This window comes from Neptunomonas concharum, assembly GCF_008630635.1.
Lineage (GTDB): Bacteria > Pseudomonadota > Gammaproteobacteria > Pseudomonadales > Balneatricaceae > Neptunomonas > Neptunomonas concharum.
On sequence record NZ_CP043869.1, the window covers coordinates 1,840,821 to 1,860,367 of the forward strand.

17 protein-coding genes are annotated in these 19,547 nt (G+C 46.6%); 6 read left to right on the forward strand and 11 right to left on the reverse strand.

Annotated elements, in window-relative coordinates:
- Positions 1-5 precede the first annotated feature (5 nt).
- Positions 6-893, forward strand: a complete 888-nt coding sequence (locus F0U83_RS08550; protein WP_138987375.1) for a LysR family transcriptional regulator — start codon at positions 6-8, stop codon at positions 891-893.
- 23 nt (positions 894-916) lie between these two features.
- Here the strand turns inward: F0U83_RS08550 and F0U83_RS08555 are convergent, their stop codons facing one another.
- From F0U83_RS08555 to F0U83_RS08570, 4 genes are all read right to left on the reverse strand, one after another.
- Positions 917-3,127, reverse strand: a complete 2,211-nt coding sequence (locus tag F0U83_RS08555) for a YgiQ family radical SAM protein (protein WP_138987376.1) — start codon at positions 3,125-3,127, stop codon at positions 917-919.
- Positions 3,128-3,213: 86 nt separating this feature from the next.
- Positions 3,214-3,654: an META domain-containing protein gene (locus F0U83_RS08560; RefSeq protein ID WP_170221788.1), complete on the reverse strand. Its 441-nt coding sequence runs from the start codon at positions 3,652-3,654 to the stop codon at positions 3,214-3,216.
- Positions 3,655-3,876: 222 nt separating this feature from the next.
- Positions 3,877-5,073 carry an enoyl-ACP reductase FabV gene (fabV, locus tag F0U83_RS08565; protein WP_138987378.1) on the reverse strand — a complete coding sequence of 399 codons (1,197 nt, stop codon included), beginning with the start codon at positions 5,071-5,073 and terminating at the stop codon, positions 3,877-3,879.
- Between the two features lie 123 nt (positions 5,074-5,196).
- Positions 5,197-6,990, reverse strand: coding sequence for an acyl-CoA dehydrogenase C-terminal domain-containing protein (locus F0U83_RS08570; protein ID WP_138987379.1), 1,794 nt, complete (start codon positions 6,988-6,990; stop codon positions 5,197-5,199).
- Positions 6,991-7,171: 181 nt separating this feature from the next.
- Between F0U83_RS08570 and F0U83_RS08575 the strand changes: the two genes are divergently transcribed.
- The gene (locus F0U83_RS08575) at positions 7,172-7,609 is read left to right on the forward strand and encodes a MaoC family dehydratase (RefSeq protein WP_138987380.1); all 438 of its coding nucleotides are present in this window, start codon (positions 7,172-7,174) and stop codon (positions 7,607-7,609) included.
- Here F0U83_RS08575 and F0U83_RS08580 read toward each other — a convergent pair.
- Positions 7,578-9,566 carry a bifunctional diguanylate cyclase/phosphodiesterase gene (locus F0U83_RS08580; protein ID WP_138987381.1) on the reverse strand — a complete coding sequence of 663 codons (1,989 nt, stop codon included), beginning with the start codon at positions 9,564-9,566 and terminating at the stop codon, positions 7,578-7,580. The two genes, F0U83_RS08575 and F0U83_RS08580, sit on opposite strands and share 32 nt — an antisense overlap.
- A 174-nt stretch (positions 9,567-9,740) precedes the next feature.
- Positions 9,741-11,375, reverse strand: a complete 1,635-nt coding sequence (locus tag F0U83_RS08585) for an acyl-CoA synthetase (protein ID WP_138987382.1) — start codon at positions 11,373-11,375, stop codon at positions 9,741-9,743.
- Between the two features lie 183 nt (positions 11,376-11,558).
- On the opposite strand from F0U83_RS08585, the gene F0U83_RS08590 reads away from it, so the two are divergent.
- Together F0U83_RS08590 and F0U83_RS08595 are read left to right on the forward strand one after the other, a co-directional pair.
- Positions 11,559-13,079 (forward strand): PAS domain-containing sensor histidine kinase, encoded by a 1,521-nt coding sequence (locus F0U83_RS08590; protein ID WP_138987383.1) that lies wholly within the window; start codon positions 11,559-11,561, stop codon positions 13,077-13,079.
- A complete protein-coding gene (locus tag F0U83_RS08595) occupies positions 13,079-13,693 on the forward strand; it encodes a response regulator transcription factor (RefSeq protein ID WP_138987384.1) in 615 nt (204 codons plus the stop codon). Before F0U83_RS08590 ends, F0U83_RS08595 begins: the two co-directional genes overlap by 1 nt.
- Here F0U83_RS08595 and F0U83_RS08600 read toward each other — a convergent pair.
- The 5 genes from F0U83_RS08600 to F0U83_RS08620 are packed head-to-tail and all read right to left on the reverse strand — an operon-like array spanning position 13,671 to position 18,157.
- The gene (locus F0U83_RS08600; protein ID WP_138987385.1) at positions 13,671-14,471 is read right to left on the reverse strand and encodes an alpha/beta fold hydrolase; all 801 of its coding nucleotides are present in this window, start codon (positions 14,469-14,471) and stop codon (positions 13,671-13,673) included. The genes F0U83_RS08595 and F0U83_RS08600 overlap by 23 nt on opposite strands.
- Positions 14,468-14,893, reverse strand: coding sequence for a PaaI family thioesterase (locus F0U83_RS08605; RefSeq protein WP_138987386.1), 426 nt, complete (start codon positions 14,891-14,893; stop codon positions 14,468-14,470). Before F0U83_RS08605 ends, F0U83_RS08600 begins: the two co-directional genes overlap by 4 nt.
- Positions 14,893-15,330 (reverse strand): PaaI family thioesterase, encoded by a 438-nt coding sequence (locus F0U83_RS08610; protein ID WP_138987387.1) that lies wholly within the window; start codon positions 15,328-15,330, stop codon positions 14,893-14,895. The genes F0U83_RS08605 and F0U83_RS08610 overlap by 1 nt, the downstream gene beginning before the upstream one ends.
- Before the next feature lie 5 nt (positions 15,331-15,335).
- Positions 15,336-16,958, reverse strand: coding sequence for an AMP-binding protein (locus F0U83_RS08615; protein WP_138987388.1), 1,623 nt, complete (start codon positions 16,956-16,958; stop codon positions 15,336-15,338).
- A gap of 59 nt (positions 16,959-17,017) precedes the next feature.
- A complete protein-coding gene (locus F0U83_RS08620) occupies positions 17,018-18,157 on the reverse strand; it encodes a CaiB/BaiF CoA transferase family protein (protein ID WP_138987389.1) in 1,140 nt (379 codons plus the stop codon).
- A 297-nt stretch (positions 18,158-18,454) separates the two neighbouring features.
- On the opposite strand from F0U83_RS08620, the gene F0U83_RS08625 reads away from it, so the two are divergent.
- Positions 18,455-18,934, forward strand: coding sequence for a 2-thiouracil desulfurase family protein (locus tag F0U83_RS08625; RefSeq protein WP_138987390.1), 480 nt, complete (start codon positions 18,455-18,457; stop codon positions 18,932-18,934).
- 48 nt (positions 18,935-18,982) lie between these two features.
- Positions 18,983-19,525: a hypothetical protein gene (locus F0U83_RS08630; RefSeq protein ID WP_138987391.1), complete on the forward strand. Its 543-nt coding sequence runs from the start codon at positions 18,983-18,985 to the stop codon at positions 19,523-19,525.
- Positions 19,526-19,547: the final 22 nt, after the last annotated feature.

A 19,547-nucleotide genomic window follows, 5' to 3' on the forward strand; every position in this document is an offset into this window, starting at 1 on the left:
ACAATATGGATAAGCTAACCTGCATACGCACATTCATTGCCGTTGTCGAAGCGGGTACCTTTACCTCCGCTGCAAAATCCTGTGGAATATCCAAAGCACTGGTAAGCAAATATGTCAGCGCTTTAGAAAACGATCTGAACGCCCGCCTACTCCAACGAACTACTCGCCAAGTAACCATCACCGATAGTGGAGCACTCTATTACCAACGCTGTAAAACCCTTATCCAAGATCTAGATGATCTGGATAACTCCCTTAAGGACGCGCAAGAAAACCTACGAGGCTTGTTAAAGATTAGCGCGCCTGTCTCATTTACAGAGATAAAACTTATGCCAGTCTTCCAGCAGTTTCTAATAGATCACCCTCTGATTAGAATCCAGTTAGATGTATCTGATCACTTTGTAAACTTATTGGACGAGCAAGCTGATATCGCCATTCGAATAGGCCAGCTAGAGGACTCTTCTTTAGTGATGAGAAAGCTCACACAGATTGAATTGATTCTTTGCGCCAGCCCTGACTATCTAAAAATACACGGAATACCGAATCATCCCGATAAATTGACAGAGCATACCTGCTTTTTTGATAGTAACAGCAGGGATGAAAAACGTTGGTCATTCATGCTCGACGGAAGAAAGCACACTGTTACCCCTAAGTGCCAATTAGAGATCAATAGTGCACGGGCTATCCGCGAATTACTCGTTAGCCACCAAGGTATTAGCATGCTACCTTCATTTGTCATAGATAAAGACATAGAAGAGGGACGCTTGGTCCCCCTTTTAGAAACGTTTCAAAATCCGCCTTTGGGTGTTTACGCTGTATATCAGCACAAGAAACACCTTCCCGCCAAAATCCGCTTACTCATCGACACACTCGCTGACAGCTTTGCCAACGAGTAGTCTCCCATTGCTTCGGAGAAAGGCTATTTAGCACGCTTCTTGACACTTTTCTGGCGTGTTTGTTTGGATGATTTAGCCGCTGCTTTCTTACGTGCTAACGCGGTCGGTCTGTTAGACATCGAAGGTTTGGCAGCTCGTTGCGCTACAGGAGCGGTTTTGGCAGGTGCAGGTTTAGAAAATTTCTTCTTCTCTTCAGCAGGTACTAATTGCCACTCAGCACTCCCAATCAGATCGTCACGCCCCATCTCCTGAAGCACCTTTCTCAGCTTTGGCCAATTATCCTGATCATGGTAACGCAGGAGTGCTTTTTGGGTACGGCGCTGTTCAAGGTCTCGAGGGATATAGAGTTTTTCACTCTTATAGCTGACTTTTTTAAGCGGGTTGCGCCCAGAGTGATACATCGCCGTCGCGAGTGCCATCGGTGAAGGATAGAAAGTTTGTACCTGATCCACTCGGAACTTATGTTCTTTTAACCAACGAGCAAGATTAAGCATATCTTCATCTTCACAGCCAGGGTGTGCCGCGATAAAGTAAGGTATCAGATATTGCTTTTTACCGGCTTCTTTAGAGTATTTATCAAACATTTTCTTGAAGCGGTCATAGGTTCCCATACCCGGCTTCATCATTTTTGATAATGTTCCCTCTTCACTGTGCTCAGGTGCTATTTTCAGATAACCACCAACGTGATGAGTCACCAGCTCTTTAACATATTCAGGATCTTCAACCGCTAAGTCATAGCGAAGGCCAGAGGCAATGGCAACAGTGTGTACACCTTCCAACTTACGCGCCTTACGGTATAACTGGGTCGTCTCACTATGATCAGTTTTCAGGTTCTGACAAATGACCGGATAAACGCAGGATAGCTTGCGGCAAGACGCTTGTATTTCAGGGTCATTACAGTTCAGGTGGTACATATTCGATGTTGGCCCACCTAAATCAGAAATCATACCAGTGAAGCCTGGAACTTTATCGCGTATCTCTTCGATCTCTTTAATAACCGACTCTTGGGAACGGCTCTGGATGATGCGACCTTCATGCTCAGTAATCGAACAAAACGTGCAACCACCAAAACAGCCACGCATGATATTTACCGAAAAACGGATCATATCATAGGCTGGGATCTTCTTATTGCCATAGCGAGGATGCGGTATACGTTGATATGGCAACCCAAAAACAGCATCCATCTCCGGTGTATCTAACGGAATGGGAGGCGGATTTGCCCAAATTTCCTTTTTACCATCCCTCTGCACTAAAGCTTTTGCATTATGAGGGTTAGATTCCAAATGCAGAATACGTGAAGCATGAGCATAAAGAACAGGGTCTTTTGCTACCCGCTCATAAGCGGGTAGCCGGATGTAAGTACGATTCCCATCCAAACGCTGCTTGCCTTTGAGTGGCTCTGGAATAATGCGAATCGGTTGAACTGCGTTAGGGTCAGCCTTCGCTTTATCTTCAGCGCACTTAGCAGGCTCTGGAATATATTCGTAGGGGTTAACAATTTTATCAATATGGCCCGGCCAATCCACTCGGGTTGAATCGACTTCGACATAGCCATCAGGCAACTGCTCGCGTACAACCACTGTACCGCGAAGGTCAATAATCGAACGGATAGATTCACCCAGAGCAAGCCTGTGAGTTAGATCAACAATAGCCCGCTCAGCATTCCCGTAAAGCAGAATATCAGCGCCAGAATCTAATAAAACAGAGCGTCGAACTTTATTGCTCCAATAATCATACTGAGCTATGCGCCTTAAGCTTGCCTCAATACCACCAATAACAATCGGCACATCCTTATAAAGCTCCCGACAACGCTGTGAGTAAACAATGACAGCACGGTCTGGACGTTTCCCTTCCTCACCATCAGCGGTATAAGCATCATCATGTCTAACTCGAAGATCAGCCGTATAACGGTTAATCATAGAGTCCATATTACCAGCCGTTACCCCAAAGTAGAGATTAGGCTTACCTAACTCCGAGAAGTCTGCTGTTGAACGCCAATCAGGCTGAGCAATGATACCTACACGAAATCCCTGAGCTTCAAGAACTCGCCCCATTACAGCCATGCCAAAACTGGGGTGATCTACGTACGCATCACCCGTGATCAAAATCACATCACAGCTATCCCAGCCGAGTTGATCCATCTCCTCGCGCGTAGTCGGAAGAAAAGGAGCCGTGCCATAGCACTCGGCCCAATAAGGGGTATAAGAAAACAGATTGGGGGCAGTTCTGATCATGGATAACACTAGCTGGTTAGTTAACCTGCTATTCTCCCAGAAACCGACCGAGCGGCCTAGTCAATAAGCCGCAAATACAATGAAATTTATTTGAGAACTAGCAAAGTTTGCTCGTTTTCCGCGGAAATCAGGGAAATAACCCCGCTTTTAGAGGGGTTATGGCGAACTTCCAATGGTTCCTCCAAGGCAAGCAAAAGCAACTGCTCCTGACTCATTGCCGGTCCTGCGCACAGTTTACGCGTCGTTGCTAGAGGTCCGATTGTCAGTTTTGTACCTGATAATTCATACCGGCCCATAAATCGGTTACACCCAGCAAATCCTGATAACTTGCCTTGAGGCTCAAAGTGAATGGACAAGCTCGTAGACGCCATAACAGGACGACCAGCGATAGCTTGAATGGACCAATCAGAACCCGCCAAGACCGATGAAGATACCGGTTCTGCCACCGGATTAGTCTCACCTTTGTGCATGGGCTGGCAGCCAAGCAACAATGAAGTTGATAACGATATGAGAACTGTCCTTAGCATAGGGAACATCCTGTCTTGTTAAAGGTTAGAGACAATATAGAACATATAAAAATTAAAACAATAAACCTTTGGGTTTGAGTGGATATTTTTAGTTTATTTTTTGCTATACACCCGCTGGACTTTAATCTGATTAAACCTATTACTACCTTCTCTCAAAGATAAAAAAGGCGGCTTATTTCAAAGCCGCCTTTAAATCACTGATACCTACTGTACTCGGTAATATTACGACAGCTCTATAACGTCAAACTCAACGAGCGGGCTAACATCTGCATCGTAATCAACACCGTCGACACCAAAGCCAAACAGCTTAAGGAACTCCGCTTTGTAGTATGCATAATCTGTTTTTTCAAAGAGATTATCCGTAGTGATCTCTTTCCACAGCGCCTTACACTCGTCCTGGATATCGTCACGCAGCTCCCAGTCATCCATACGGAAGCGGTTACCTTCATCAATCAAACCGCTATCGCCATAAAGGCCTGTACGGAAGAGCCGATCAATTTGCTCCATACATCCTTCATGTACGCCTTGTTCCTTCATAATCTTAAATACCATAGAAAGGTATAAAGGCATCACCGGAATAGCAGAGCTGGCTTGAGTAACAACAGACTTCAACACCCCAACATTCGCTTGACCACCTTGGGTGGACAAGGTGTTGTTCAATGCGTTAGCAGCACGATCTAAATCTTGCTTCGCTTTGCCTAATGCTCCATCCCAATAGATCGGCCAAGTAATTTCTGTGCCGATGTAACTGTATGCAACGGTTTTGCAGCCTTGTGCCAAAACACCCGCTTCATTCAGTGCGTTAATCCAAAGCTCCCAATCTTCGCCGCCCATAACCGTGACCGTGTTGGCAATTTCTTCTTCTGTTGCGGGCTCTACTTCAGCTTCGATAATGACATCTTTATTGGTATCGATAGCCGTCGAACGGTAAGGTTCACCAATTGGTTTTAATGCAGAACGTACCACTTCACCGGTATCTGGCATCTTACGAACAGGAGATGCTAAAGAATAAATAACTAAATCAACCTGTCCTAAATCTTCCTTAATCAGATCAATTACTTTCTGTTTAGCTTCATGGGAAAAAGCATCGCCATTGATGCTTTTCGCATATAAACCAGCTTTGTGAGCCTCCTGCTCAAACGCAGCTGAGTTATACCAACCGGCCGTACCCGTTTTCTTTTCAGTACCCGGTTTTTCAAAGAAGACCCCGATCGTTGCCGCTTCTGAGCCAAAAGCAGCAGCAATACGTGAAGATAGGCCATAACCACTGGATGCTCCTACCACCAAAACCTTTTTAGGGCCGTTTTCAATCTGGCCATTTTTTTGAACATAGTTAATTTGCTCACGAACATTTTGAGCGCAACCGGTAGGGTGTGTTGTGGTACAAATAAAACCACGAATTTTCGGAGTGATGATCATGGTTGATAACAATCTCTATCAATTTATTGGAAATAATCTGGCCTGTACCTTACCCGATTTTCGATGCCTTTAATAGCAAAACACCCGCATAAGCGGGTGTTTAGTAGGCGTTACACGAACTGATTAATTGTACGAACTATCCAGATGCTCATCAGCAAATGCCATGATCGATGTGCTTCCGGCAGAAACCATTTGAGCATAGCTTAAATAGCGCGGCAGGATCTGATCCATATAGAACAATGTGGTTAGCTGCTTGGACTCAAGGTAAGGATCCGTTTCACCTGCGGCTTGACTTTCCGCCGCGGCAAGCGCCGTTCTTAGCAACTCCCATCCTCCACATAATGTACCCATCATCATCAGATAGTTGTAAGCAACCGCACCTGAGAAATAAGGATTTTCTGCTGAGTCACCCAGCAATTGAGTCGTCGCCGTTTTAGCCGCTTGCAATGCAGCTTCTAACTGTTCCGCTGCAGTGACAAAGCGCGCAACACCTCTTGCTTGCGCAATAACCTGTGAGATCTCTTCCATAACAGCCTGAGCCGCTTGCCCCTGATCCATCAATGTCTTACGACCTACCAAGTCCAGAGCCTGGATGCCGTTTGTACCTTCATAGATAGGTAAGATACGTGCATCACGGAAGTGCTGAGCAGCACCGGTTTCTTCGATAAAGCCCATGCCACCATGAACCTGTACACCCAAAGACGTTACTTCTTGCGCCACTTCTGTACACCAGCCTTTTACGATAGGCGTTAAGTAAGCAGCACGGGCTTTTTCTGCAGCGGCCTGCACTTTATCATCCAGAGCATGTGCAAAGTCCAAACTAGCACACGCATCGTAGGCCAAAGCACGACCAGCCTCGGTTAAGGACTTCATGGTCATTAGCATACGGCGAACATCAGCGTGACGCAGAATAGGCCCCTCTTCATTAAAGCCTACCGCCTTGCCCTGAGTACGATCACCGGCATACCAAAATGCCTGCTGATAAGCGCGCTCAGAGATTGCAACACCTTGCAAGCCAACCGCCAGACGAGCGTTATTCATCATCGTAAACATGCAAGCTAATCCTTTGCCTGGCTCACCGACAAGATAGCCTACAGCACCCTCTTTCTCGCCAAATGCCATCACACAGGTAGCGCTAGCATGGATACCTAGCTTATGCTCCAAAGAGGCAACCTGAACATCATTACGCTCACCCAGTTCACCATTCTCATTGACAAGGAATTTAGGGACCAAGAACAGCGAGATACCTCGCACACCTGGAGGTGCATCAGGAAGACGAGCCAACACCAAGTGGATGATGTTTTCTGCCATCTGGTGATCCCCCCATGTAATGAAGATCTTCTGCCCAGATATACGATAGTGATCACCTTCAAGCTCAGCTTTACTGCGTACAACGGACAGGTCGGAGCCTGCACCAGGCTCAGTCAGGTTCATTGTGCCTGTCCATTCGCCACTGATCATTTTTTCGAGATAGGTCTTCTTCAGCTCATCACTGCCGTTCAGGTACAGGGCCTCAACAGCACCTTGGCTTAAAAGTGGGCATAATCCCCACGACATATTGGCTGACTGCCACATCTCCATGACAGGAATAGAGAGAGAATAAGGTAAGCCTTGGCCACCAAACTCAGGATCAAACTGTAGTGATCCCCAGCCGCCTTCCATGTACTGTTGATAAGCTTCTGCAAACCCATCAGGCGTAATGACATTACCATCTTCCAATCGAACGCCCTGCTCATCGCCAACGGTATTTGTCGGCGCAATGACTTCTGCAGAAACACGACCTGCCTCTTCGAGAATTGCTGACACCATGTCTGGCGTAGCATCTTCGAAGGTAGACAGCTCAGCGAGCTGCGGCATGCGAGATACGTTATTCAGAACAAACTGCATATCTTTAAGAGGCGCTTTATAATCAGCCATATGTCATCATCTCTCTATAGTCTAATTAGGTGACCAATTGATGAGTGCGAGAGCCTCGCTCCCATCAGGGAATTCACTTATTCTATCACAATATGTGGAATACCTAAGGTTTTCCCCTAATACTTTGGAATAGAATATAAACTTATTCCAGCTAACTTGCTTTCAGTAGGAGACATTAAATATGCAAGAATTGCACGGCTATTACCTTGAAGACCTTGAAGTCGGCATGAGCGCAACCTATGCAAAAACCATTTCCGAGTCGGATGTGTATATGTTTGCGGGTATCTCAGGGGACAACAACCCTGTCCATATCAACGATGAATACGCTAAAACCACACCCTTTAAGCAACGTATCGTCCACGGCATGTTCAGTGCAGCACTTATTTCTACAGTTGCGGGCACACGCCTACCTGGGCCTGGTGCCATCTATATTGACCAACAGATCAAATTCAAAGCACCCGTGCACATTGGCGACACAGCGAAAGCTACGTTAACGGTCACAGAAATCGACGAAAAACGTCGTCGTGTCAAAGCCCAAACAGATGTACACGTTGGTGAAACGCTGGTAGCCACCGGCAACGCGACGTTTATGGTAGATCGTCGCGAAGCGGCAGAGTAAACCTAGCACCTACGCTGGGATCGAGCTGATTATATAGGTTCGATTCCGGCGCCTCTTTAAACAAACTTCCCGTACAAATATAACAACCCAACCCTTGGAGTTTTTGCAGTTGCGTTTCACGGGTAACACCTTCTGCGATAACAACCAACCCCATACTTGTTGACATAGAAAGTGCAGCTCTGACGACAGAGTGAGAACTGGTTTCGATATCTTCTACTAGCTGCCGATCCAACTTGATGTGTGTAACAGGTACTTGCTGCAAGAGTGACAAAGATGACCGCCCTGCACCAAAGCCCTCAGCCAATAGATTAACACCTAGCTCTCGTAGCTGGTGTAACACAAAAAGGTCGGCTTTAGGGTCTGCCAAGTGTGCTTCATTTAGAGCGATAATGATCGACTCCGGCGAGCACTCAATGGTATTTAGTAGTTTTTTCAGTGACGCAACGAAGTTTCCACCAAATAACTGACTAGAAGATATACTTATAAGTAATTGGTAATTAAGGCCTTTCCTGTTAAATTTCATGAGACCTTGGCAGGATTGCTCCAGCCCCATAAAACCGATCAAGGCTGCCATTCCGCACTCCTTTGCTACCGGATAGAACTCATCAGCACTGATAACGCCAAGCTCTGCATTCGTCCATGTAAGTGCTGATTCATAAGCAACAATACCCTGCTGATAGGTATCGACCACTGGTGAAAAGTTGGCCGAAAACTCTTCATCACAAATAGCCTTTGAAAGCAGCTGCCTCATCCGATGGCGCCGGTTAACCTCATCAGACATCTGCTTAGAGAAGTAAATATATTGCGACTTACCACGCCCTTTTGCACTGTACATTGCGGCATCTGCGTGTCTCAATAGGTCATCAATAATGAATCCGTCTTCAGGAAAGCGAACAATACCGACGCTAGCACTGATTTGCAGCTCGCCAAGCTCTTCTAGCATAAAGGGCTCGCATATAGCCTGCATCAGATTTTTAGCCATACCGTCCAAGTCAGCATGATCGACAACCAAATCAGCAATCAAAAACTCATCGCCTCCCAGCCGTGCAATACAACTGGCCTCACTAAATCGAAAAGATAGACGTTCCGCTAAAATATTGAGGAGCCGATCTCCCTGATTGTGCCCATAGTAATCATTAATTGTCTTGAAGTTATCCAAATCAATAAAGAAAAGGCTAAACGCCGCACCCCGATCAATCATCTCCTCAAGGCGCTTCATTAATCCATAACGATTAGAAAGCTTAGTTAAGGGGTCGATCACAGCCAGCTGCCGATGCTCCAGCTCACGCTGCTTTCGCTCTGTCACATCATATTGGCGCAGGACAAACTGATTTCCATCCTTAGTTTGGTTAACGCGAATCTGTAAACCGTACCAACGACTACCGTGCACCGTCGGCAAGTAGAGCTCTACTTCGTGCTCGCGAACTTCCAGAGCGGTCGACCAAACCTCATGCGCTTGATGCTCAGAAAAGAACAGATCCGCAAAGCGCATCTTCTTCTTTCCATAAATTTCAATAAACATGGGATTTGCACTTTTAAGATAACCATCGTTATCCCAAAGCGAGGCAATAGTTGTTGAAGAGTGGATGGAGAGCTCAGTTTCAAGAAGTTCTTTGGTGACCACGACCTGCGCCAACATCGCTACCCTGCCATCATTAAGCAAGATACCTGAGTAGTGACAATAGACCTCTTTTCTTTTTTGCTTAGGGAAAAGTGTCCACCACTGTGTATGCTCTTTGCCGTTACGAAACCCCTTTAAATCATTTTTTAATAGGGTGTAGATCGCTTCAGACATATTCTCACTGAAATCACGGCTATATAACTCTGCAGCGGACTCAGCTTCCCAGAAGCTCATGGCCTGTTCATTTGCCCAATGAATACGAAACCGTTCTACATCATATACCCAAATGGGGTTTTGTAAGGCCTTGAGTGTGTCTAGTTCTTCTTCTTTTAACACAGCGTACTTCCCTCTCCTTCTCCATAAAGAACTTCGCCGTAAGTAGGACTATAACACTCACAAACGGGCGGCTGAACTAAATGTTCAAAAAAGCACACAAGTGTTTTATTTTGCAGACAAAAAAAGCAGCCAAAAGGCTGCTTTCGTAAGCGTTTAAACTTCCGGTTAGAAGAATTAATCTTCGTTCGCTTGATCTCTCAGCAAGAATTTTTGGATCTTCCCTGTAGACGTTTTTGGCAAATCACCAAAGACGATCTTCTTAGGTGCTTTGAAGTGGGCCATATTCTCTCTACAGAAAGCGATCACTTCTTCAGCGGTGATGGCCTCACCATCTTTTACCTTAACAAAGGCACAAGGCACCTCACCCCACTTTTCATCCTGCTTAGCAACAACAGCAGCTTCCATAATAGAGTGATGGCGATACAAAACATCCTCAACTTCGATACTGGAGATGTTCTCACCCCCCGAGATGATGATGTCTTTTGAACGGTCTTTGATCTCAATGTAACCATCTGGATGCCACACCGCCAAATCACCAGAATGCAACCAGCCCCCTTCAAAGGTTTCATCGGTGGTCGATGGATTTTTCAAATACCCCTTCATCACCAAGTTACCACGCATGAAGATCTCACCAATCGTAGTACCGTCCTGAGGGACAGGCTCAAGGGTTTCAGGATTAGCAATCATCAAGCCTTCCTGCATCGGCACTTTAACCCCTTGACGAGATTTCAGACGCGCTTTTTCTTCGATGGACTTTTCATCCCACTCATCATGCCATGCACACACGACAGACGGGCCGTAAGTTTCGGTTAGACCGTAGACATGAGTTACTTTAAAGCCCATCTCTTCCATTCCCTGGATAACAGAAGCAGGTGGCGCAGCGCCGGCAGTCATCACTTTGACTTCGTGGTTAATATCAGCCTTCAGTTCATCAGGGGAGTTGTTCAACATGTTTAGAACGATCGGAGCGCCACAGAAGTGATTAACCTTCTCTTTGCGAATAGCATCATAAATTTCATCTGCGCGTACATGCCTTAAGCACACACTAACGCCTGCGCTCGCAGCAATGCTCCAAGGGAAACACCAGCCGTTACAATGGAACATAGGCAATGTCCATAGGTATGACGGGTGCGCACCCATATTCCAAGAAATCAGGTTGCTTACCGCATTTAGATAAGCACCTCGGTGGTGATAAACCACACCTTTTGGATTACCTGTCGTACCAGAAGTATAGTTCAGAGTGATCGCATCCCACTCATCTTCAGGTAAAGACCACTGGAAATCTTCATCGCCCTGAGCGATAAAAGCTTCGTAATCCATCGTGCCGATCAGCTCACCGCCTTCGTAATAGAGATCATCGATATCGATAACCAGCGGCTTGTTTTGCACCATTTTAACTGCACGAGAAATCACTTCAGAAAACTCTCGATCCACAAAGAGAATCTTTGCTTCACCATGCTGCAAAATAAAAGCTAACGCTTCTGCATCAAGGCGAGTATTTAACGCGTTCAGCACAGCCCCAACCATAGGCACACCAAAGTGCGCTTCAAAAATTTCTGGTATATTAGGCGCCATAAATGCAATCGTATCGCCTTTACCCACACCATTTTTGGCTAGCGCACTGGCTAGTTTAAGCGTTCGTTTGTAAGTTTCAGACCACGTACGTCGCGTATCTTGATGTACAACGGCTAAATGATCTGGATATACACTTGCAGCGCGCTGAATAAAAGATAATGGGCTGAGTGCCGCATAGTTAGCAGCGTTTTTATCCAAACCCATAACATAAGGATTGTGGTTATTATTTGTCATTCTGTTCCCTTACTCACTGTTGAGTTGTTAAAGCGATAGGTCTTTGCCGACATCCAAACACAAAAATAAGCAAAAACCCTTACTCAGGTAATTATGATACGCAATTTCCCTTATTACACAAGCTAGCCTAAAGTCATACTATATTTACCAGAACTGTATAAAGAAATGCGCCAGAGATCACCCATGCCAGAACACCTAGAATTGGACTTTGAAAAATGCCGCGAAGAAGCGGATAGGTATCGACTGCTAGCAGAGCAGTCTACCGATATGATCTCTCGCCACGCCGCTACATCCGATTGGACTTATATTGACGTCAACCCTGCTGTCGAAAGGGTTTTAGGATACAGCGTTGAAGAAATCATAGGCGCAAAGGGTTACGACTTATTCCACCCAGAGGACGCCGATAATTTACTTAAGCGGGCCGAAACCGTCAGATACCGCCGTGGAATGTACACCAACACCTATCGCTATCGGCATAAAGATGGGCATTATATTTGGCTAGAAACGACCAGTAGAACGATACGTGACAGTCACGGCGATCCGGTTGAAATCATCTGCGTATCAAGGGATGTCACCGAGCGAGAAATGGCTCAGCAAGCAATCCGGCGCTTAGCGCGCGTAGTCGAAGCCTCCAGTGATATGATCATGTTCTGCAACCATGAATCGATGCAGCTAACCTACATGAATGAGTCAGCTTATCGCACTTTAGGCACCGAAAAAGAGAACCCGGTCGTCTTTTATTTGGATCAAATATTTGAAGAACACATTTTCAGCACTCTCGTACAAGACGCACTCAGCCATGCAGCGGAACACGGTATATGGTACGGCAGCGTACCCCTCAAAATGCCTGCCAACCATCATAGAATCGCAGAGATTCGAGAAGTCATTGCACACCGTAATCGTACAGAAAACATGAAGGTTGAATACTACTCCATCATCGGCAGGGATATCACGTTAAAGCGCAAAGCCGAAGAGCAAGCTAAACGCCAACAGTTAGAGATGGCTCACATGTCGCGCCTGCTGTCAGTGGGAGAAATGGCGACAGGGCTGGCTCATGAAATCAACCAGCCCTTAGCCGCTATTTTAAATTATTGTCGCGGCAGCCTGAGAAGACTGGAAGAAGGTTCCAGTGAAGAAAACTTCGCGCAAATCAGCCACTCTATGCAACTGATCACTCGCCAGGCAAAACGAGCAGCTGATATCGTCAAGCGAATGCGCAGCTTTGTGAAGCGCACGGATTATCAACGAATAGAGTTTTCAGTCAACGAATCCTGTGTCGACGTAGCGGGTTTCTTGAATCAAGAAGCCGTCGATCATAACATCAGTTTTCAATTTGAATTAGATCCAACAGAGCCACGTTTGCTCGCCGACAAAATACAGATTGAGCAGGTGCTTTTAAATCTGGTTCGCAATGCAATCGAGGCTTATAGCGAATGCAAAAAAACCAAGAGGCCCGTTACCATCTCAACCAAGCATGCAAATGGCTATATTGACATCTCGGTCAAAGATGAGGGGAACGGTATCTCTAAGGAGGGGCTTGATACATTATTTGAGCCCTTTGTTACTTCAAAATCAACCGGCCTTGGAATGGGTCTTGCGATTTCACAAACAATAATCGAAACCCATGGTGGACAGCTTTGGGCTGAAAGCGATGGCAGCTCCGGTACACAATTTCACTTTAAGGTTCCGGTAAGGGCAAACTAATGACACAAAGAGCAAGTGGTACTGTATTTATCGTTGACGACGATAATGATTTTCGTGACTCAATGAAATGGCTTCTGGAATCAGATAATTTTCATGTCTCAGGCTTTGGATCTGCTCATGACTTTCTGGAGCGCTATAACGGTGAAATGGGCTGTATGTTACTGGACGTGCGTATGCCTGAGATTAACGGCTTAGCGCTTCAACAAATTATGAACGAGCGCGGCATAAAAGTGCCGATTATCGTTGTCAGCGGCCATGGTGATATTCCTATGGCGGTAAATGCCATGAAAAATGGCGCGCTGGATTTTATTGAAAAACCTTTTGATGATGAAGTCCTTCTACGTTTGGTCGAGCAAGGGTTGCAACGCGCTACAGAGATGTTCAAAGACAACAGTGCACTTGCGCAAACACGCAGCAATTATGATTCGTTGAGTAAACGAGAAAAAGAGGTTATGTCGCTGGTCGTCGGTGGTAATTCAAATCGCGAAATTGCTCACGAGCTAGGAATTAGTCCCAAAACTGTCGAAGTTCATCGTGCGCGTGTTATGAGTAAGATGCGGGCAGATAGCCTACCCGATCTAGTACAACAGGCTAATCGATTACACGTAGCTTGATAAAATCAGCAACCGCCGATACCAGCTTATCTCTTGCTTCGAAATGTGGCACATGTCCGCAGTCAGGCAGGAATAGCGGTTCGGCGTTCGCCCCAATACCGGAACAAATATCGGTCACTTGCTCTTTGACTCCATACTGGTCATCCTCACCTTGTATAATCAAAGCTGGGCACTGGATCGCAGGCAACCAAGGCCGAAAATCCATTGGGTGCTTTCGCTCTCGTAACCATGTTTCATGCCATGCGCGAAACATGGTATCCGTTCGATCGCCTAAATAGCGGGCAAGGCGTTCCTTAAGATTTGTTGTTTTATAACGTTCAACAGCCTCGATGATTCCTGCTGTCGTGAGGTGGTCAATATAGATGTGAGCAGCTTCAGTGATGATGCCGCACACTTGATCGGGAATCGTTGCAGCGCCAATCAGTGCAATAGAGCCACCATCACTATGCCCCAGTAAAATCACTTGATTAAGACCTAGGCGATTAAGCAGTCGCGGTAACCATACCTCACCCTCCTCGATCAGGTAATCATCATCCCGAGGCAGCTCAATGGGCGTCGATAAACCGTAGCCTTGGCGCTCATATACCAAAACATCACAGCCCGTCTTTTCAGCCAGCTCCTCTGGAACATCTTTCCACATACGGATGGTGCCCAGCGCTTCGTGTAACAGAACCAATGTGGGCTTGCCTTCCACTTGGCTGTTGTGGCGCCCCATACGGATAGATATCTGCATATTATGGCCCAAATCAACCAAGCTATCTGTCCACTGTACGCTCATGCTTTTGCCTCAGGAATTGAATAAGTCAAAGTAACATGAGCGACAGGGTCCTCCTCTCCTCTCGATAGGATATATACTTCGCCCACCCCCAAACGCTTACCCACTTTAAGGGTTTCAGCTCTTGCGATAATGTCAGCACTAGCACTGGGCTTGCGAAGAAAGTTAATATTTAAATTAATCGTGACAGCTAACGCCACAGGGCCTATGCGGCTCAAAAGTGCAGCATACATAGCGACATCCGCCAGCGCCATCATCGCAGGCCCTGAAACAGTTCCACCAGGGCGCAGATGTTGCTCATCAACGGGAAGACGCATCTCCGCCCATCCATCTCCTAAAGCCTCTAACACGCCATACTTCTCACCTTGCGGAAACTGCTCTGCAAGGAAATCGCGCATCGCTTCAAAACTCATTACTTGTGACATTATTGATCCTCTATTTGAGGCTTATTCATGACCGCAAGCGTAACTGTCGCTTTGGCCACTAGCCGCTGTTTCTTATTTTCATCTTCCGCAAAGACCTCGGATTCAGCCACAGTCAGAACCCTGCCGGGTTTAAGAACAGAGCTTTTACATACTAGCCGCTTACCTTTTGCAGCCCGTAACAAGTTGATCTTAAACTCAGCAGTTAACACCATTTGATGATCGCCGATAAGAGTGACGGCCGCCGTACCTGCACAATGGTCCGCTAATGTCGCTTGAACACCCGCATGCACAAAACCATCTTGCTGCTGATGTTTCTCGGTTAATTCTATCGATGCATGGCAGATCCCTGATTCCAGTTGCTCCAGCTTACATCCTAAATCGGCAATAAAAGGGGCAACATCAAAAACACGCCGCGCCTCTGTGATAGACTTTTGCATGCAGGTCAAACCTCTTCACGTGCTTGGTTACGAAGAATAAATCGTTGAATTTTGCCACTCTGTGTTTTGGGCAATTCATCGACAAAGGCGATTTCCCGAGGGAATGCATGTGCAGACAAGCGCTCTCGTACGAGCTGCTTCAGTGCTTCCGCCAACTCAATCGTGGGGTCATATTCAGGCTTGATAACAACGTAGGCTTTAATGATAGCCCCGCGGGAAGAGTCCGGCTTACCAACCACTCCAGACTCAGCCACCGCAGGGTGCTCTAACAACGCGCTCTCGACGTCTGCAGGACCCACACGATAGCCTGCTGTGGAGATAATATCGTCATTACGACCCACAAAAGAGAAGCTGCCATCACCATGACTAACAGCCACATCACCGGTTAAGTAATACTTCCCTTTAAAAGGATTCTTCTCACCCCAGGTATACCCTTGAAAGAAAAATAACGGAGAAGCATCCATATCAACGGCCAACTGCCCTATCCCACCTTCCGAGACCTCTTCAAAGTCTCGGTTTAAGGCAACTACACGATGCCCGGGCAAGGGCAACCCCATTGACCCCACACTGTCATGCGCTAACGCATGATGATTACAACAGGTCATAGCGGTTTCAGTTTGCCCATACTGATCAATGACCGGACACCCTAAACGCCGTTTTGCCCAATGAATGACTTCAGGGCTTAATGGCTCCCCTGCACTGTTCGCCACTCGCAATCCAAGTGATTCAGAGTCATCTAGTGCTTGGTCATGGGCCATCAACAAACGGTACGCCGTCGGGGCAGCGGCAAGGTTGGTAATGTTATATTTTCGAATCATCTGATAAGTCGATTCTGGGGTAAAGCTATGTTCATTAAAGTGTGTTTTATTACCTAATAACATGGGGCCTACCACCGCATAGTAAAGCCCATAGGCCCAACCGGGATCGGCCACATTCCAATAGTTATCATCTACTCGTAAATCAATGGCATAGCGCATATAAACATAGAACGAGAGAATTGCGCGGGTCGGAACAGCAACCCCTTTCGCCTTTCCTACTGTGCCCGAGGTAAACATCTGTATAAAGGGCTCATCCGCTGTAAGACGAACAGGATCAAAGCTGGGCGATTGGGCCGCTAGTACTGATGAGAAATCATCATCCCCAGCCAACGCACCACTCACCGCCAGAACCGGAGGGCAACGCTTCACACCGCTGAGTTTGCTCCGATATACATGATCTGTGACAACTAACCGCGTGCTTGCCGTCACTAACCGGTACTCTATAGCTCCTGAGCCATAGGCGGTAAATAATGGCTGATAAACGGCTCCCGCCTTGAAGGTACCTAAAATCACAACCATCAACTCGGGTGTTCTAGGCAAAAGGGCGGCAACACGATCGCCCCTACCAATACCTTTTGACGTTAGATAATTTGCAAATCGTGCGGAAGCCTCTTTTAACTCAGCAAAGGTCATCTCTTGAGCAGGCCGCTCTATACCCTCGTACACTAAGCCGATCCGGCCAGAATCCGCCCAACGATCACAAATCTCCTCGCAGACATTGAACCCATCATTCAGGTTACCTACGAGTTGCTGCTCAACTTGGCTAGGAGTGAAACGATCATAGAACGTTTGATAGTCCGCTTCGCGCATTAACATCATCTCTTCTTATTATTATCGTTTAACGTATATTGCTCTTCTTTAATGGCGGGTTAGGAGAAAACCCCCTCTTGTGCAAAAGCATCAACCTCTTTCTGGCTATACCCAAGCGTTTTAAGTACGTTTTGTGTATCCTCTCCACACAAAGGGGCCTTGGACAGTGAGGCTGCGCTCATACCCTTAAGTAAAGGTGCAGGGCGAACCTGTTTGCCACCCTCAATATCAACAACCATACGTCTCTGCCTAGCATGGGGCATCTCTGCCGCTTCAGCCATGGTTAAAACAGGCTCCACACAGGCATCTACCTGTGAAAACTTATCAATCCAGTAGTCTTGCGGTTGGCTCATAAAAACGGCCTTTATAGCAGGCTTAATCTCCGCATCGCTCTTATCGAACCACTCTGGATGCCCGATCACATCAACCAATTGCTGACGGAATTGGGGCTCCAAACTACCCACCGCCATGTAACGCCCATCGGCGGTTTCATAATAATCATAAAGCCCCGAGCCATTTAGAAAATGGCCTTCAGGTGATATAGAGGGCTCACCATTGAGCACACCGGGCATCATCAAAGGCTGCAGCGCCAAACATTGATCCGACATCGCTATATCGATGTACTGCCCCTCACCCGTTGATTGGCGCTGAATAACCGCAGCTAAAATAGCCATGACCGCCGGCTGAGACCCTGCTGCGACATCCGCAATTTGCACGCTATTTAATGCCAGCTCATTTTGCCGACCAGAGGAACCACTGATGCCACTCAACGCCAAATAGTTAATATCGTGGCCTGCACGATCCCGATAGGGGCCACTTTGCCCATACCCCGTAATAGAGCAATAAACTAATCGAGGATTGATTGCCCTGAGCTGCTCATACCCCAAGCCTAAACGGGCCATCACTCCGGGCCTGAATTGCTCAACAACAATATCGAATGTTTTTACCAGTTCATTGATAATCTCTAGGGCTGAAGCGTGTTTCAAATTTAAACCGATCGAGCGCTTGCCTCGATTGAGATATTGAAACGCTGCCGACTGACCAGCAACTTTGGGCGGCATCTCCCTAACCAAATCGGGGCGAGATGGCGATTCTACGCGAAGCACATCCGCTCCCATATCAGCCATCAACATCGTGGCATACGGCCCTGGTAATAGCGTTGAAAAATCGAGGATCTTAAGGCCGCTCAGTGGTTGCATCTACCTATCTCCTACCCCCATACCTAACTGTAGGGGTTATTAGTATATACCCCTAATTTTATATCTTCATTTTACGTAAACGTAAAGAACAATTAATATATTCCCTTATACAGCTATAATAGCACCCACAAAGTACTTAAAAATCAACGAATTATAATTTTTAGATCATATAAAAATTATTCAGATGATTTTTTTTATCTGCTTTTTTTGATAAAGCTCAATTTATTACAGATATGACATTGAACTCTGAGTCTCGGTCTGTACAATGCCCGACCAGACATCTCAGAGCCTATAAGAATGAAAAAAATACTCATGAGTGCCTGCTTTTTAGGCCAAAAAGTTAGATATGACGGACAGGATAGTCTGTTGGAGCACCCGCTCATCCAACAATGGAAAGAAGAGGGACACATTGTTCCCTTTTGCCCCGAAGTTGCCGGTGGACTCCCTACCCCTCGCCATCCTGCAGAGATCACAACCCGCCACCCTGTTATGGTTGTTAACCTGATTGGTGAAGATGTAACGCCCCAATTCCTACAAGGCGCTGAGCTTGCCGTAGAAAAAGCGAAAGAAGTCGGTGCATGCTGTGCCTTGTTAAAAAGCCGCAGCCCTTCTTGCGGAAACCGCGAAACCTATAATGGTAACTTCGACGGTACTCTCGTACCCGGAAGTGGTGTGACTGCAGCAGAGCTTCAGCGCCATGGCATCCCCGTTTTCAATGAGCGAGAACTGGACCAATTGGTTGAATTTATGACCATGCAAGAAGCTGATGTTGCATAATCATCAAGCTCAGTAATCAAGCCTCTCATATGTTAAAGGAGTGATCGTATGAAAATGCTACCTCTTGCCTTATCTGTTACGTTGCTATCCCCTAACCTGTTTGCTTCTGTCGATAAAGACACCCAAGCGGCCTGTGAAGCAGCCGCTGAACTTGCTAAAGGTGATGACCTTAAAGCCGCTGTTGAAGAGGCGCGCTGGTGCTTGGAAGGTATTGAACAAACCTTGCAAAGTATGGATGCAGACCTGTTCACAAAAGAGATCAACGGCTGGAATCGTGGTGAAGTAACTACCAACAAAGCCATGGGCATGACCTTAACAGAAACCTCTTACACTAAAGAGGGATCACATATCCAAGTTTCTCTCAATACTGGTACAGGTGCTATTGGTAACGTGATGGCGCAAATGGGAATGATGCAAGGCGTTAAACGTGTGCGCCTGGGCAAACACAAAGGTATTTTCACATCCGAAAACGAACTGGCCATCTCCTTTGATGGCGGTCGTCTGTTAACACTACAAGGCGATGGTGTAGACACTGAAACGTTAACGGAGTTTGCTAAAGCGCTCCCGCTTGACAAACTAAGCGGCCAATAAAGACCGCAACCGATCGAAGCCC

Coding starts and splice junctions, on each gene's coding strand:
- F0U83_RS08550 (WP_138987375.1), top strand. CDS start 6: ATGGATAAGCTAACCTGCATACGCACATTCATTGCCGTTGTCGAAGCG.
- F0U83_RS08555 (WP_138987376.1), bottom strand. CDS start 3,127: ATGATCAGAACTGCCCCCAATCTGTTTTCTTATACCCCTTATTGGGCC.
- F0U83_RS08560 (WP_170221788.1), bottom strand. CDS start 3,654: ATGCTAAGGACAGTTCTCATATCGTTATCAACTTCATTGTTGCTTGGC.
- fabV (WP_138987378.1), bottom strand. CDS start 5,073: ATGATCATCACTCCGAAAATTCGTGGTTTTATTTGTACCACAACACAC.
- F0U83_RS08570 (WP_138987379.1), bottom strand. CDS start 6,990: ATGGCTGATTATAAAGCGCCTCTTAAAGATATGCAGTTTGTTCTGAAT.
- F0U83_RS08575 (WP_138987380.1), top strand. CDS start 7,172: ATGCAAGAATTGCACGGCTATTACCTTGAAGACCTTGAAGTCGGCATG.
- F0U83_RS08585 (WP_138987382.1), bottom strand. CDS start 11,375: ATGACAAATAATAACCACAATCCTTATGTTATGGGTTTGGATAAAAAC.
- F0U83_RS08590 (WP_138987383.1), top strand. CDS start 11,559: ATGCCAGAACACCTAGAATTGGACTTTGAAAAATGCCGCGAAGAAGCG.
- F0U83_RS08595 (WP_138987384.1), top strand. CDS start 13,079: ATGACACAAAGAGCAAGTGGTACTGTATTTATCGTTGACGACGATAAT.
- F0U83_RS08600 (WP_138987385.1), bottom strand. CDS start 14,471: ATGAGCGTACAGTGGACAGATAGCTTGGTTGATTTGGGCCATAATATG.
- F0U83_RS08605 (WP_138987386.1), bottom strand. CDS start 14,893: ATGTCACAAGTAATGAGTTTTGAAGCGATGCGCGATTTCCTTGCAGAG.
- F0U83_RS08610 (WP_138987387.1), bottom strand. CDS start 15,330: ATGCAAAAGTCTATCACAGAGGCGCGGCGTGTTTTTGATGTTGCCCCT.
- F0U83_RS08615 (WP_138987388.1), bottom strand. CDS start 16,958: ATGCGCGAAGCGGACTATCAAACGTTCTATGATCGTTTCACTCCTAGC.
- F0U83_RS08620 (WP_138987389.1), bottom strand. CDS start 18,157: ATGCAACCACTGAGCGGCCTTAAGATCCTCGATTTTTCAACGCTATTA.
- F0U83_RS08625 (WP_138987390.1), top strand. CDS start 18,455: ATGAAAAAAATACTCATGAGTGCCTGCTTTTTAGGCCAAAAAGTTAGA.
- F0U83_RS08630 (WP_138987391.1), top strand. CDS start 18,983: ATGAAAATGCTACCTCTTGCCTTATCTGTTACGTTGCTATCCCCTAAC.